The sequence below is a fragment of the Sneathiella sedimenti genome (assembly GCF_017313765.1).
GTDB lineage: Bacteria > Pseudomonadota > Alphaproteobacteria > Sneathiellales > Sneathiellaceae > Sneathiella > Sneathiella sedimenti.
Map to the genome: position 1 here is coordinate 353,447 of NZ_JAFLNC010000002.1, position 15,374 is coordinate 368,820.

The window sequence follows — 15,374 nt, forward strand, 5'->3', positions numbered from 1 at the left end:
TCAACTGAGCGGCCGGTTGCGCCGCTGGAGCCGTCTATTTATTGCCTGCTGTTGACGGGCCGTCAGGGGGTACCCCCACATCAGCGCCACTGCCGTTATCTTTAATACGGCAGGAAGCCAGCCATAGATCACCGCGAGACGAAAAGGGTCGATTTCGGCATCCCCGGAAGGCTGTCCCAGGTCGCCCTGACCCAGGATTACGAAGGCACCGGCAACGCCAAGACCGAGAGAAAGTTTTGTTGCCATGCTCCAAAGTGCAAACAGGAAGGAGGAGCTGTCGCGGCGGTTAAGATAGTTGTCCCAGTCCGCGACATCGGATTGCATGGCTGGCGGCAAGGCGAGATCGGCACCGAGGGAAAACCCTGTAATCAGGCAGATGACGCCAAAAAACATAAGGTCACCAGCACCGATCAACGGCACGGTCAGAAAGGCAAGGCAGGCGATAACCATGGCAATGCCCCAGCTTCGATGCTTGCCGAGACGGCCGCTGAGCCAGATCCAGAGCGGAATTCCGAGGATACCGGACAGGAAATAGATAAACAGGAGGTATGAATTATACGCTTCCGGCAGTACGAGAACATGGGTGATGAAGAGCGGGAAGCACGCTGTGGCAATGCCAATGGAAAGCCCGCTGAGAAACCAGGCACTCAAGAGCCGGAAAAAGAGCCGGTTTCCGGATAGCCCGGAGAGGGATTTCAACAGTTTAAGCGGTGGCTGGTGAAGGCGGCCCGTCGGCAGGCTGAGCAGCAGCGGAAAAACAATGACACCGCAACCGACAACGAAAACGGCCGCATAGGCAAGCTGTTGTCGCGCACCGTAGTCGGCCGTAATAACAAGAAAAATACTCAGGGCCAGAATGCCGACAAGCCCCGAAAGCTCCCGCGTGGCGTTGAGGCTGACCCGCGCGTGATAGTCACTGGTAAGTTCCACTGTCCAGGCGAGATACGGGATCTGCACGATCGTCCAGCCAAGAAGCAACAGCCCATACCAGACAAAAAGATAGAGATCACCTGCCGACTCGGACGGTGTAAAAAGGGCGTAAAGCGCTGAGCCGCAAATGATCGCGCCAATGGCAATTTGAATCTTCTTCCCTAGCCGCCAGCGACGGAGATAATCGGAGAGCAAGCCAACAATAGGATCGCTGATGACATCGCTGATCCTGACGAGTAGCAGGATAAGTCCCGTCCGGACGAGACCGAGGCCAACCGTTTCCGCATAGAACGCCGGAAGGAGGACAAACGCCGGGATCAGCGGCATCGCCATAACGGCACCGGGCAGGGCATAACGCAATATTGCCTGGCGTGGGAACTCAGCGGAGTTCAAAGATGACGACATCAATAGATTTCTGGCGAAAGCCTGCTTCGCAATATTGCAGGTAAAATTCCCACATGCGCTTAAACCGCTGATCAAATCCCAGCGGTTCGATGTCACTCCACTTGGCGAGGAATTTCTCTTTCCATAGTTTTAGCGTGGTTGCGTAGTCGCCGCCAAATTCCTCCCGGATGCGTGCCGTCAATCCATTCCGAGCCGCCGCATTGATAAAAGCTGCTTTCGACGGGAGCTGCCCGCCTGGAAAAATATAGCGCTGAATAAAATCCGCAGATTTCCGGTAGTGGTTGTACCGCTTTTCATCAATGGTGATGACCTGGATCGCTGCGCGCCCGCCGGCCTTCAGGTTACGCTTGATGGCCGCGAAATAGCTGTCCCAGTTTTCCTGACCCACGGCTTCGAACATCTCAATGGAGACGATGCCATCGAAACGGCCCTCCTGGTCCCGGTAGTCCCGGAAGTGGAAATTCGTCTGATCCTGAAGCCCAGACTGTTTGGCCGTCGTTGTTGCGTAGGCGAGCTGTTCTTCAGAAAGCGTAATTCCGTCGACAGTTGCACCATATTCCTGCGCGGCGAGACGGGCAAAACCGCCCCAGCCACAGCCGATTTCAAGAATCTTCATGTTTTTTGAAACACCGGCAATTTCCGCGATGCGACGGTATTTCTCCTGCTGGGCGTCGGCGAGGGATTGATCGTCCTTGGTGAACAGGGCCGCTGAATAGGTCATGGTTTCATCCAGCCAGTGGCGATAAAAATCATTCCCGAGATCATAGTGATAGGCAATATTCCGCTGGCTGCCGGTCCGGCTGTTTCGGGCGCGTAAATGCCGGAGAAAATTCACGAAACCGGAGAGCCATTTACCGACCATCGCGGATTTGAGATTGTTTTCGTTGCACAAGGCAAGCTCTATCAACTCGGTAATGTCCGGGCTTGACCAGTCGCCATCCATATAGCTTTCGCCAAGGCCGATATCGCCGGATTTCAGGATGCGCCTGGCCGCCCGTTCATGATGCAGGCTGACTGTTGCAACGGGTTCTCCGGGGCGCGCCGGGCCAAATTCAAGTCTTTCCCCGGTCGGTAGAAAAACAGTCAACTGACCGACTGCCATCCGGGAAAGGCTGAGCGTCAGGGCTCTGAGCCAGGGGTCTGTAAGCTTCGGAAATGCCGCAATGAGATCCTTGGGATCACTGGCAATCAAGTCAGTTTGCGGGGTGACGTCCGTCATCTATTTCTCCTGATATTTTTCGATCATGGGCGGGGTGGTCGGCGCTGTGTTTCTTGCATTTGCATCTGGCCGCGGCACAAGTTTCATGCCTTTCAGCCAAAGTTTCAGCGCCTCCCAATGGATTCCGGCAATAACCTTTAGACTGTTGAACGGGAATTTCAGTATCGCCAGGCCGAGTGTGCGGCGGTTTAGAGGACTGAGTTGGCCAATAAAGGAGGCGTTCATTATTGGTTTATCGTCATGGAACTGGCGTATGGAAAGCGCGATGGATTCACCCGGCGGCAGAATAGAAAATTCATAACGGCAATCCATCGGCATAAACGGGGAAACGTACAATTCCTTGGGACAGGCATGTTTCATCAATCCTTTTGAATTGGCCGAACCTGCAGGGAGGATGTAGCTATGTCTTTCACCAAATGTATTGCTGACCTCATAGACCAAGGCGATCAGAGTGTCCTCGGCGTCATAACAATAGTAAGTGCTGAGCGGATTGAAGGCATACCCGAATATGCGCGGAATACAGAGCAATCGCACCGAGGCGATCTCTTCATCTATCCCCTGTTGTTTTAGCTGCGCAAGGACGCGTGCTTTTAAGTCTGTGGACGTGCCGTTCCCGAAGTCTTTCGTGAAAAAAGAAACAATATTGCGTTTATTGACCGATAGAAAAGGAATACGCCGTCCAAGGTCCGCCAGTTCATCAAGATCAATGAGCAGATAAAAAATCCGGTAGTCGAGATGGTGTCCGACGGGATTTAGTCGCCGGTGAGTAACCACTCCATTATATAAGGCGCTTTTTCGCATCAGCGTTAGGCAACCTCTGCAAAGGGCAAACCAGTTGCATCCTTCTGCAGGTAAATGCGTGATCGTGACGGGTCGACGTGCCAGGGGCGCGACTGACCACCCAACGCCTCCGCAACTGCAAGGCCGGATTGAATGCCGTCTTCATGAAAACCGTATCCGAAATAGCTACCACAAAACCAGAGGTTTTTTTGTCCCTGCAGGTTCCAGAGCATCTTTTGCGCCGCAATCGCCGAATTGTCGAACAACGGATGGTCATAGGGAAAGCTTCTTATAACCGCGCCCCGTTCAGGTTCGATTGCGGGGTTAAGGGACACGAAGTAGTCCTTGTTCGTATTCAGGTCCTGAAGCCGGTTCATCCAATAGGTAACGGAAAGCTCCTGTTGAGAGGTGGTTTCATGGTTGCCGGCAATATAGTTCCAACTCGCCCAGGCCTTACGTCGCTTCGGCATGATGGCTGGATCGGTGTGTAGAATTGCAAGATTTCTCTCGTATTTGAAGGCGCCCAGCAATTTTCTCTGAGCCGATGTCGGTTCCGCAATCAGGGAAAGCGCCTGATCAGCGTGGGTCGCTATGACAACATCGTCGAACTGTTGTACATGTCCGTCTCTGCACTCAACCAGTGTGCCGGATTTCTCGGTATGAATTTTGGCAACGGCGCTGTTAAGGCGAATGCGACCGGCAAGAACCTCTGCGATCTTGTTGACATACTGGCGACTGCCACCGGTCACTGTCCGCCACTCCGGTCGGTCCGATATCTGCAAGAGACCGTGGTTTTGGCAAAACCGTATGAACGCCGCGGCGGGGTAGTCGAGCATGTCTTCGGCAGGGGTTGACCATATGGCGGCACCCATAGGCAGCAGATGATGGTCGATAAAGCTCCGCCCATAACTGCCATAATCAAGCAGTTCGCGCAAAGTCCAATGTTCTGTCTCCGCGCGTTCCATAAATGTTGGCGCTTCACGATAAAATTTGAAGATATCACGGATCATTACCCAGAAGGCGGGCCGGAACAGATTTGATTTCTGAGCGAAAAGCGCCGCCAGAGACGTTCCCGCATACTCGATCTTGCCACTACCGACGGATACGCCGAAAGACATCTCGGTAGACTGGCTGGCAATGTTCAGATGCTCGAAAAATGCGACCAGATTGGGGTAGTTTACCTTGTTATAGACGATGAACCCGGTGTCGATAAATTGGCCGTCGACTTCAACAGTGTTGCTATGGCCGCCGAGGCGGTCATCCTTCTCGAATAGAGTCACTTCGTGATTCTGCGACAATAACCAAGCCGCTGACAACCCCGAAATACCGCTCCCGACTACAGCAATTTTTTTCATTCGTTCATCCATAGTTTTCCATCGAATATCCTGAGATACGAAGCGAAAACCGGGATGGATCACAAAAATCGGATCCGGAATGATCCAGTTACCAATATTCACCGTAATAGGTTAGACTAACGTGAGACACATTGTGGTTGTAACGATTTTTAAAGGCAAGCATGACCTCACCGGGCGGTATCAGGCAGGACAAAACGGGCGCGCGTGCGCTCCCGGACGATCTGGACAGGGATCTGACGGCTGTTGGGCTCGATCAGGATGCGACTGCGTTCCGGCGGTTGTTCGCAAACCTCGCGCCGCGGCTGAAATTTTTCCTGATCAAGGGCGGCATGATTGAAAGCGCCGCCGAGGACGTCATGCAGGAAACGATGATGAAAGTGTGGCGCAAGGCGGAGATGTACGACAGTTCCAAAGCTTCGGCTTCCACCTGGATCTACTCGATTGCGCGAAATGTGAAGATTGACCGGCTGCGTAAGGAGCATCGACCTGAACCTGATCCCGAAGATCCGTGCTTTGTTGCGGAAGATCCGGAAACCGGTGAGCAGGCAGTCAGCCGAAAACAGGACAGAGAACGCATACAGAAGGCTATGGCACTGCTGCCACCGGAACAGATGACAATTATTAAGATGTCCTTTTTTGAAGAAAGGTCGCACGGCGAAATTGCCGAGATGCTGGAAATTCCTCTTGGGACTGTAAAGTCCAGGATACGGTTGGCATTCGGAAAAATCCGTGCGGAATTGGAGGATTTGTAATGAGTATTCGACATCATATTGGCGATGATACGCTGATGGCATATGTCAATGGAACGCTCGTTGAACCACTATCAGTGGTTGTTGCTACCCATCTGGCAATTTGTCCCAGATGCCGCAAAAGCGCAGCGTTGATGGAGGATTTGGCCGGATTGTTGTTAATGGAAGCGGAAACAGCACCTCTTTCCCCGGCCGAAGAGGCAATGGCTGACATAATTCCAAGCAGCGCCTCTCCTGACGCTGGTAACGACGACCAGCCTCTGATAAAACCGGATTATTCAAATACCGGGGTGCCGATGCCGCTTGCCGAGCGCATGCCGGCGACGCTCGATGATATTCCCTGGCGGACGTTAATTCCCGGTATCAGCCATTATCCGTTACCGAAATCCGGTTCACAGAAGAACAAAGGTACGCTTCGTCTGCTGAAGATTGCGCCGGGCAAGACCATGCCAGAACATAGCCATACGGGGCAGGAGCTTACCCTGATCCTTCGTGGTTCCTATATCGATGACCTTGGTCGCTTTCAGACGGGCGATATCGCCGATCTGGATAGTGAAACCCTGCATCAGCCTGTCGCTGATACGGCGGAGGACTGCATCTGCCTGATCGCGACCGATGCCCCCCTCAAATTCTCCGGCTTTTTCAGCCGCCTGTTGCAGCCAGTTTTTGGAATTTAGCGTCGTTTTACCGGGCCTGTAGTTGACGACAGCATCATCAAGAAAGATGCTTTCCGGTTTAGTCTGTATAAAGCCATTAAAAGCGGCGATTATCCTGATAATTAAAGCTTTTACTTGCATTGGCCGGAATACGGATCGCGCGACAGGCAAGTCAGAAAGGTAGTTTTTTCTGACAAAGGCGGGTTAAGGATGTATAAGGAACACCTTAAGGTTAATGCCTTACCTTCAATACCGGTATACTGCAGGACTAATGGCAAACATTCGTATTTATCTCGCCGATCTGACCCACAACGGTCTGGTGCTCTCTTCCAACGTTTTTCCTCTTTCGATCGGTTTAGTGGCCGCCTATTTGCTGGAGAAAAAGCCAGACGGGGTCGATGTCGAACTTTTTAAATATCCCGAAGACCTGAGCGCTGCCCTGGACAAGGCTGTTCCGGATGTTATCGGTTTTGCCAACTATTCGTGGAACATGGATATCTCCCGTCAGTATGCCCGGGTGATCAAAAAACTTTGGCCAGAGACCGTCGTGGTTTTTGGCGGACCTAATTATGGTCTGTCGGATGGCGAAGTTTCGGAATTCTGGCGTAATAACCCGAATATCGATTTCCATGTCGTTCAAGAAGGCGAGGAAGCATTCGTTCGGCTGTTGGATACCCTCATTGACGCAGATTTCGACGTCGATGCCATCAAGGCTGAACGCCGCGAAATAGGCAATGTGCATTACAAGGTAGGTGATGAGGTGGTCAAGGGGGCTCCGCTCCCGAGACTCGATCTTGAGGATGTCCCGTCGCCCTATCTAATGGGCTTGATGGACAAATTCTTTGACGAGAATCTAGGTCCGATGATCCATACGACGCGCGGTTGCCCGTTCAAATGCGCCTTCTGCACGGAGGGGAGTAAATACTACAACCTTGTCAGTCAGCGCGAAGGGCAGCTTGAGCGGGAGATGCATTATATTTCCGCACGCGTGCGCGGCCCCCGTGACCTATACATTTCCGACGCTAATTTCGGCATGTTCAAGCAGGACTATGAAAAAGCGCGTATAATTGCCGATTGTCAGGAAAAGTATAACTATCCGAAATATGTCCATGTTTCGACCGGAAAGAACCAGAAGGAACGGGTGGTTGATATTGTCAAGAGACTGAACGGGGCGGTCAGCATGGCGGCGTCCCTGCAGTCGACGGACCCGACAGTTCTGGCCAATGTTGCGCGATCCAATATTTCTGTCGAGAAATTATCCGAAGCCGGAAAAATGGCGAACACCACTAATACTGGCACCTATTCCGAATTGATTTTAGGCCTTCCGGGAGATTCCTTGAAGGCGCATACGCAGTCTTTGCGTGATACCGTTGAAATGGGCTTTGATAATATCCGGATGTATCAGCTCATTATGCTGCCGCAGACAGCGCTCAACACGCCGGAGAACCGTCAGAAATATAACATGAAGACCAAATACCGGATCATGCCGCGGTCTTTTGGACGCTATGAGGTTGCCGGTGAGAGCTTTACGGCCGTTGAATCGGAGGAAATCCTGGTCTCCAACGAGACGCTGCCTTTCGATGACTATATTGCCTGCCGGGAACTGGACCTGACGATCGAGATCCTGCATAACGGCAAGGTGTTTGCTGAAATTCAGGGGCTTTGTAAGGCGCTCGGGCTGTCCTGGTTTGATTTCATCCTGCGCTTCTATGAAAACCGCCGAAATTTCTCCGATGCCATTACGGCCATGTATGATGATTTCAAATCCGGCACGTCGGAACGGCTTTGGGACAACGTGGATAGCCTTGCCGAACACGTTCACAGCAATATTGAAGAAATGCTCAACGATGAGCGCGGAACCAATGAAATGTCGACGGGGAAGGCGACCTCGTTCTTCCTGCTGCTGGACGACATGAACCGGGTCTTGTTCGCGCTCCTGAAAGACTGGCTTGAGGAACTGGATCGTCTTGATGATCTGATGATTGCCTATATCGCCGATCTGGAACGTTTCAGCTTGTTGCGCAAGCATCGTCTGCTGACATTGTTGGAGGATGAAAGCGATCATTTCTCCTTCGATCTGGTGGCGGCAGAGAAAGAATCGTTTCAGGTTTTGCCTGACCAGATAAAGGTCACGGACAAGGGACGATTTATCATGGCCCATCAGCCACATCAGCGTGAAATGATAGAAAACTACGCCGATGAATTCGGAGACAGCTTTGACGGGCTCGGCAAAATGCTGATGCGGTATCCGCATATACATCGATTATTCCGAAAACCCGTCGCGGTCCAGTAAAGCGGGCCCATGTCGACTACTGGGGAATATTTCAAAAGCAGGGTCCTGATTACAGGGGGGACAGCCGGGATCGGTCTCGCGACGGCAAAGCGCTTGCTCCTCGATGGCCATCAGGTGTTTATCTGTGGTCGAAGCGCGGAGAAACTGGCAGCCGCGCAAACTGAACTGGCGGGTATGGACGTGGCATCGTCGATAGAAGGCACGGTTTGTGATGTCCGTGATTCTGATGCTGTTTCGCGCATGGTGGATCAGGCCGCGAGTGTGATGGGTGGTCTCGATGCGCTGGTCAATAATGCGGGCGTCGGTCGTATCGCCGATGTAGAAGCGATGTCCGTCGAGTACTGGCGCGATATGATCGACATTAATCTGAACGGCGTGTTTTACTGCTGCAAGGCGGCGATCCCCTATCTTAAAAGCTCACCAAAAGGAAATATCATCAATATTGGAAGCCGGGCGGGGCGCTACGCATTTCCGGGTGGCACTGCCTATAACGCGACTAAATTCGGCCTTCAGGGTTTTTCCGAGGCGCTATTTCTCGATTTAAGCAAATACGGGATCGGTGTGAGCCTTGTCGCCCCCGGTGCGGTGGCAACGGGATTTGCGGGGGTTGAGGATGAGGATTGGCATTTGCAGCCGGATGACATTGCAAAGGTTATTGGTGATCTGCTGCGCAATGATCAGAGGGCTAATGTCAACTGGATCGAGATCCGCCCGGGTTTACGCGATCTTAGGTGAGGAACGGGATGAACGCTAAACGGCATCAGGACAAAGTCGCCTTGGTCACCGGTGGTGCACAGGGTATCGGCGCGGGTATAGTCAAGGTTCTGGTCAAGCGCGGCGCGCGAGTCGCCATTGTTGATAAAAATGCTGAGACAGCCGCCGCCTATGCCGCGACACTTTCCAACTCAGATCAGCATGTCGTCAGTATCCAGGCTGATATATCCACGGAAGAGGGGTGTCGTTCAGCCGTAAATGACGTGATTGCCAGCTTCGGTGCGCTGGATATGCTTGTCAATAATGCGGCGCCCGGTCGGAACAAGGCGCATATTGGGCGGCTTGACGGCCCGGACTGGCAAGCGCATGCCGAGGTTGTCCTACAGGGGGCTGCGAGGCTGGCTGAAGCATCTTTGCCGCATCTTCGCAAGGCGTCGATGCCCGCCATTGTTAATATCTCCTCTGTCACGGCTGCCGCAGTTGCCCCTGAGCAATGCAGTTGGCCCTATCATGTCTCGAAGGCAGGATTGGAGCAGATGACACGCTATCTCGCAAGCCAGTTCGGCGGTGATAATATTCGCGTGAATGCAGTTGCGCCCGGTCTCGTCGATCGCGAGGGCGGCATGAAAATAAGTGATAATCCAGAGAACAGGAAAATCATTGAGGCAATCGTCCCGCTGAAACGGGCGGCGACGGCAGAGGAAATTGGCGCCATTGTTTCCTTCCTCTGTTCCGAAGACGCTTCCTATATCACCGGTCAGGTTCTGGTCGCCGATGGGGGAATGGGCATTCGGGAAAATTTCGGCGCCAGCCTGCTTGCTCGCCAAGCGGATTAGGGCCAGTCGCGCGGCCTTTAGTCGCCCTTCCTTGCGTAGAGCCAGAAATCCGATTTTCCTGTGATCCGGTAGCCCGCTTCTTCCACCAGCCGTTTTTGCCAGTCGCCGACGGCCGCCGGAATACCAAGAGGGTTCAGTATATCAACCCGGTCGATCAGGATGAGGTCGGGTGCCTTCGCCGTGATTTCATCCCGTAGTGCCCGTTGAAAAGTGGATGTGCGCGCATAGGCAAAGGGATCGGCCCGACTTAAGGATGGCGCGATACCCGATAGCGTCGCTATTGTGAGAGGCGTGGCGCTGATCCAGATTGTATCGCCATTTTGGCTGCGGCTTCTTAATTCCGTAGCTTGTCCCTCTGCATAATCGCAGACTTCCTTCGGCGCGGTGAAGCCATTCAGGCAAGTCTCCGACGGCTGCAAGGTCCATGTCCGCTTGATGTTCTTCACGAATAATGTTGATTGCTCAAGATGTGACGGGGCAAGAACGCCGATGACAAACAACAACAGAAGCGCTTTTCCCAGAAAGGATTTGTCAGTCAACATCGGCAGGATAAGCAGCAGGTATAGCAGATACGGGACCCACATATTCTGCACATAGAAGCGATTGGTGACATAGGGCATGAACGCAATAATCATGCCGACGATGGCTATGGATTGAAAATCGGTTCCGGTAAAAACTCGTCCCTCTCGGGAACGGCGCAGCCAATCAAAAAAGAGGTAGAAAACATGCGCCATGATAATAAAGAAAGGCGCATACCAGTAAAATTCCTTGCCGCCATATCCCGCCGCGAAAAGATTGAGCAGGGAAGACATATCGGCGAGATCAAACTGACCGTTCACAGCCGATACTATTGCGAGGTAAGCCGTGCCGAGAAACGCGACAATAAAGAGTGCACCGCCGACAATAACGGTAAGGTAGCCCTTACCCATAGACCGGATAAAGAGGGCAAAACCAAGCCCAAGCATAACGACAAGCCCGGTTTCCAGGTTATAGGCCGCGGCGACGGCACCTAAAATCCCGGCGGCGACCCACCAGATAATCACCGGACCTCGCGCCATCAGAGGCACGAACATAAGGGCGACGGGAATGAAGATAAAGCGTAGCGTTGCCTGGTTTGGAACTTTCAAAGTGGAGGAGGCGGACGACAGCGTCGGCGCCATAATAAAAATAACAAGTAGAAAGGAGAGGATTGCGAGCGGCATATGCCGGGTGCCAAATCGCTGCGTCAGGATGATCAGCAGTAACAAAGCGAAGAGGATATTGACCGCTTGCAAAAATTTCATCATGCCGCCAAAGCCAGCAAAAAGCGTTATGCCGCTGACGGCGGAAACGAGCTTGTTCAGGTAAATCCCGTATTCGGGCAAGACCGGAGCCGAAACAGTCGGGAAAATATTTGCCAGCAACCCGTTGCCGATAACACCTGTCCAGTGATGATCAAGTCCCCAGAGATAGTCTTTCTGAACGACCAGTGTTGCTTTCAGGGGTAGCAGAAAAAAGAGGCAGAAAACGACCAGTGTGAAAATGGCGAGAATCCATATTCCCCTTGTCGATGTCGTACATCGCAGCAGAAAAGCGAATAACAACAGGCTCCCCAAAACGGCCCAGAAGGCACGCTTTTCCGTAATGCTTCCCAGATAGTTGTAGACTAGGGGGACAGCGAGGAGGAGGATCATCACCGCAACAAGGGTCTGGATGAGTAGCTGGTGTTCTTCACGAAAGCCCGAAAAATAATTGAAGGACGGATCCCAGCGGAAAATGGCTCCGACAAGTGCGGTGATAAAAAGAACGAACGCGTAGAGCATGTAGATGCGACGCTGGAAAGCCGTGTCGTCGAAGTCATAGAGCATCGCGTGCTCTATGGTGTAGACCGGTAGCGGGCCCGAAAACAGACTGGATGCCCATGCAACCAAGGCACAACCGAACAGCGCGTAAAACATGAAGAAGATGCGGCGTTGGTCGAGTGATTCAGTAAGACGCAACGGCAAATAGAAAACCGGCTGCACGACAATCAGGAAGAAAGCCGAGGTCTCGTAACCCTTGAATAAACGCCTGATCCTGTCCATGCTCGCCCCTTCGCCGACAGCCTATCGGCCGAAGTTGATTTTTGCCCGGTTAAGCGGTTGTTTTTCCGGCCGGTCAGGCTTCAGATTCAGTTCGACGACTAACATCAAAAAGACTTTCACGACCTCAACCAGATTGCGCAGCGTAACCGTCCCTCGTTTGGGTTCGTCCGCTTGCAGGTAAATAGGCACTTCAGCAAACTCGACCCCCTTGGTCAAAAGCTTGACATTCATTTCGGAGATAATTGAGAAGCGGTTGGAGATAAGCTTGAGCTCTTTAACCCTCGCAGTCGGCCAGACACCGGGTCCGTTCAGGTAACTCACTGATGTGCCAAAGAAAATATTATGCAATATTTGATAGGTGGCGGAGATGATCTGCCTCAGATTAGGCCGGGCTTCTTTATTAATCGGGACCGTCAGCACCATTTCCGCAGCGTCTTTGAAATGCAACATCAGGCTGAGTGAGGACGTGCTGATATCATTGTCACCGGGAACAATGATGAACTGCGGCATGCGGGCCTTGTGGATGCCATCGACAATAGAGCGGCCAAGTCCCATATTGACGGGGTGATAGATCGGCTCAATCCGAGGATCTTCGGTGGCAAGTGAGTTGAGGATGTCCTTGGAGTCGTCGGTACTGCCATCATCAATGGCAATAATTTCATAGTCATCGATATCATGCAGGCGGGTGACACTGCGGATGGTCTCGACCGTATCCGCAATAGCGCTGCCCTCATTAAAAGCCGGAACAATAAAACTGATCATTTTTCTTTCATTTTCAGTTAGTTATCCCGCCTTTTCACGCGTTTACATCACGGGCATGCCCGGCGAGCCATTGCATCGCATAATGCATGACAACCAGTTGACTGTCTTCGGAAACCTGCATGTCATCCAGTGCAAAATGAATGGGATAATCCGCGAGGTCCTTGGCTTTGCCGCCGTCATAGCCGAGGATTGCAAAGCTGGTTAACCCGTTGTCTTTCGCATATTCGAGTGCGCGAAGAATATTCGGCGAATTACCGCTGCCTGAAAGAACAACCAGTGTATCGCCGGCGTTGGCATAGACAGCCAGCTGTTTGGCAAAAATCTCTGCATAACCTTCATCATTGGCGAGGCAGGTCAGGATTGCCGTATTTGCCGGGAGGGCGTGGGCGCGTAACCCCTTGCCCGTTTTCCGATCAATCCCGTAGATCATGTCATTGGCAATATGGACGGCGTTGCCCGCACTACCGCCATTGCCGCAAAGAAAGAGCTGCCGTTTCTCCTTCCAGGCCGCGAGAAGGTGATCGCAAAGTGTGTTGATGTTTTCAGGATTTGCAGCGAGCAAAGCGCTGCTTAAGCGTGTGCTGTAATCGGAGAAGGAAAGGCTCATGAAATCCGTTCTTTTACTGAGGCGCTAGGCGCTTTTAGCCATATTCTCCATCCAGCGGAGATTGTACCAGCGATCTTCATCGCGCAGGTCCCGGCGCTGATAGGAGGCGATAACCTCTGTAATGGCGTCATTGACTGTCTTTTCCGGCGTGAATCCCGCAGCCAGGATGCGGTCTGAGTTCACCCGGTAGGACCGGGGATCATTCGACGGCGTCACTTCAATCTCGCACGGGATCTTCGCCGCGATCCGCTCTGCTATCTCGATGATTTTCAGATTTTCAAACCCGGCGTTATAAACGCCAGTGACTTCCGGATGATCAAGGAGGAAAATATAGAGCCGGGCAATATCGTCGATATGGATATTTGGGCGGACCTGCTCCCCGCCAAAGACCGTGATCTTGCCGTTAACCAGTGCCTGCATTGTCAGCATGTTGACGGAGACGTCGAGGCGCATCCGGGGGGACACCCCACAGACGGTCGCAGGACGGACAATCTGTACGCACATCTGGTCAGCGTAGCTCAGCACTACGCGCTCAGCGACCATCTTGGTTTTGTTGTACTCGGATATCGGCAGCAAGGTGAGGTCTTCCGTCACCTGTTCTTCCTCTTTCACGCCATAGACGCTTCCCGAAGAGGCATAGATAAAGCGCTTGATCCCGGCGCGGGCTGCGTTATCCGCAAGCTGCATGGTGGCGAGAGCGCTGATTTCCCAGGTTAATTTTGGGTCGAGATCACCGCAGGGGTCATTGGCAACTGACGCAAGGTGAATGATAGCATCGATACCGTCAAGCAGCGCCGTATCGAAGAAGCGGACATCCCCCTGAACAACGGTGAGGGCCTCATGCGCGGGCAGGAAACTGCCAAACCACTGGATATCGTAAGCCACTACTTCATGGCCTTCCGCAAGAAGTTTCGGAACCAGTACCGATCCCTTGTATCCGCAGGCCCCCGTTACCAATAGACGCATAAATCTAACCCTTCGAAGATCCTGACATGGCAGCAATAATTGCCGTTGTCGGTCTTTCTTTCCCCTACTTGTCAAAAGTTTCAAACTGTGTAACACAGGTCATAGTTAATGCAAATCGGAATGTCGGTTCCCCGTTGGAGCAGAGTGGCTGGCGGAGGGTTCTGGCCTGTCAGGGATCCGGTTCGCGATGCAGATAGGCTTGTTGGTGTGACGACTCCGAAAACAGTATTTATTGCGGCAATTTCAAGTGACATCGGCAGGGAATTGGCGACGCTCTATCTTGCGGCGGGATACCAGGTGATCGGTACATACCGCCAGCCCGAACATCTTGGCGAACTGGCTGATCGAGACGATGTTTTTCTGATCACCTGCGACATCGCGAAGGAGAAAGAAGTCCTTGATGTAGTGGCCTTTCTCGCGGAGCGGGGCCTTTTTTGGGATGAGTATATCTCCGCTGTAGGCTTGTTGGAGCCAATCGGTCATTTCGTCGACCTCCCGGCGAGCAGCTGGCGTCAATCCATCATGATCAATTCATTGCACCAGTTGGAATTGCTCCACCATCTGTATCCTTATCGTCGACCGACGGCGTCAGGCAAGGTTGCGTTTCTGGTGGGCGGTGCCATTAATCGCGCCTTTGCAAATTATTCGGCCTATTCCCTGGGGAAGGTGATGCTGGTGAAGTTCTGTGAACTTATCAGTGATGAAACGCCGGACCTCCATTGCGTTGCAATCGGTACGGGTTGGGTTGCCAGCAAGATACATGAGCAGACGCTTGCGGCCGGTGATGCGGCCGGCGATAATCTGGCGGCAACCCGGTCCTTCGTCGCGGCGCAGGAGCGGGGGACACCCATTTCCGATATATTTGACCTGATCCAATGGTGTTTTGTTCGGCCAGAGACGGCCGGGCGAAACTTTTCCGTCGTCCATGATGATTGGCGAAACGGCGGCGAAAAGCTTGCTAGTTCGCTTCAGCAGGATCAAGACATGTTCCGGTTGCGGCGCTCCGGCAATCAGCATAAAAGCGAATGAAAAGTTGAGA

At 52.7% G+C, this 15,374-nt stretch carries 14 protein-coding genes; 6 read left to right on the forward strand and 8 right to left on the reverse strand.

What is annotated here, in order from left to right:
• From J0X12_RS06805 to J0X12_RS06820, 4 genes are read right to left on the reverse strand one after another with little or no spacing between them, the layout of a single operon-like run.
• The gene (locus J0X12_RS06805) at positions 1–1,335 is read right to left on the reverse strand and encodes an MFS transporter (RefSeq protein WP_207043528.1); all 1,335 of its coding nucleotides are present in this window, start codon (positions 1,333–1,335) and stop codon (positions 1–3) included.
• Complete coding sequence (locus tag J0X12_RS06810; RefSeq protein ID WP_207043529.1) at positions 1,310–2,554, reverse strand: SAM-dependent methyltransferase; 1,245 nt, start codon at positions 2,552–2,554, stop codon at positions 1,310–1,312. Before J0X12_RS06810 ends, J0X12_RS06805 begins: the two co-directional genes overlap by 26 nt.
• Positions 2,555–3,355, reverse strand: a complete 801-nt coding sequence (locus J0X12_RS06815; RefSeq protein WP_207043530.1) for a DUF1365 domain-containing protein — start codon at positions 3,353–3,355, stop codon at positions 2,555–2,557.
• A gap of 5 nt (positions 3,356–3,360) precedes the next feature.
• Positions 3,361–4,689 carry an NAD(P)/FAD-dependent oxidoreductase gene (locus tag J0X12_RS06820; protein WP_207043531.1) on the reverse strand — a complete coding sequence of 443 codons (1,329 nt, stop codon included), beginning with the start codon at positions 4,687–4,689 and terminating at the stop codon, positions 3,361–3,363.
• A 161-nt stretch (positions 4,690–4,850) separates the two neighbouring features.
• On the opposite strand from J0X12_RS06820, the gene J0X12_RS06825 reads away from it, so the two are divergent.
• The 5 genes from J0X12_RS06825 (at position 4,851) to J0X12_RS06845 (ending at position 9,937) form a co-directional block, all read left to right on the forward strand.
• Positions 4,851–5,441, forward strand: coding sequence for a sigma-70 family RNA polymerase sigma factor (locus J0X12_RS06825; protein ID WP_207043532.1), 591 nt, complete (start codon positions 4,851–4,853; stop codon positions 5,439–5,441).
• Positions 5,441–6,115, forward strand: a complete 675-nt coding sequence (locus J0X12_RS06830) for a ChrR family anti-sigma-E factor (protein WP_207043533.1) — start codon at positions 5,441–5,443, stop codon at positions 6,113–6,115. The genes J0X12_RS06825 and J0X12_RS06830 overlap by 1 nt, the downstream gene beginning before the upstream one ends.
• 250 nt (positions 6,116–6,365) lie before the next feature.
• Positions 6,366–8,387 (forward strand): B12-binding domain-containing radical SAM protein, encoded by a 2,022-nt coding sequence (locus tag J0X12_RS06835; protein ID WP_207043534.1) that lies wholly within the window; start codon positions 6,366–6,368, stop codon positions 8,385–8,387.
• Positions 8,388–8,396: 9 nt separating this feature from the next.
• Positions 8,397–9,122: an SDR family NAD(P)-dependent oxidoreductase gene (locus J0X12_RS06840; RefSeq protein WP_207043535.1), complete on the forward strand. Its 726-nt coding sequence runs from the start codon at positions 8,397–8,399 to the stop codon at positions 9,120–9,122.
• 8 nt (positions 9,123–9,130) lie between these two features.
• On the forward strand, positions 9,131–9,937 hold the full coding sequence (locus tag J0X12_RS06845; protein ID WP_207043537.1) for an SDR family NAD(P)-dependent oxidoreductase: 807 nt from the start codon (positions 9,131–9,133) through the stop codon (positions 9,935–9,937).
• A 17-nt stretch (positions 9,938–9,954) separates the two neighbouring features.
• Here J0X12_RS06845 and J0X12_RS06850 read toward each other — a convergent pair whose 3' ends face one another.
• From J0X12_RS06850 to J0X12_RS06865, 4 genes are read right to left on the reverse strand one after another with little or no spacing between them, the layout of a single operon-like run.
• A complete protein-coding gene (locus J0X12_RS06850) occupies positions 9,955–12,000 on the reverse strand; it encodes a hypothetical protein (RefSeq protein ID WP_207043540.1) in 2,046 nt (681 codons plus the stop codon).
• A 21-nt stretch (positions 12,001–12,021) separates the two neighbouring features.
• The gene (locus tag J0X12_RS06855; protein ID WP_207043542.1) at positions 12,022–12,762 is read right to left on the reverse strand and encodes a glycosyltransferase family 2 protein; all 741 of its coding nucleotides are present in this window, start codon (positions 12,760–12,762) and stop codon (positions 12,022–12,024) included.
• 34 nt (positions 12,763–12,796) lie between these two features.
• On the reverse strand, positions 12,797–13,369 hold the full coding sequence (locus J0X12_RS06860) for an SIS domain-containing protein (RefSeq protein WP_207043544.1): 573 nt from the start codon (positions 13,367–13,369) through the stop codon (positions 12,797–12,799).
• A 24-nt stretch (positions 13,370–13,393) separates the two neighbouring features.
• Positions 13,394–14,335, reverse strand: coding sequence for an NAD-dependent epimerase/dehydratase family protein (locus J0X12_RS06865; RefSeq protein WP_207043546.1), 942 nt, complete (start codon positions 14,333–14,335; stop codon positions 13,394–13,396).
• 120 nt (positions 14,336–14,455) lie between these two features.
• On the opposite strand from J0X12_RS06865, the gene J0X12_RS06870 reads away from it, so the two are divergent.
• Complete coding sequence (locus tag J0X12_RS06870; RefSeq protein WP_207043548.1) at positions 14,456–15,364, forward strand: SDR family NAD(P)-dependent oxidoreductase; 909 nt, start codon at positions 14,456–14,458, stop codon at positions 15,362–15,364.
• Positions 15,365–15,374: the final 10 nt, after the last annotated feature.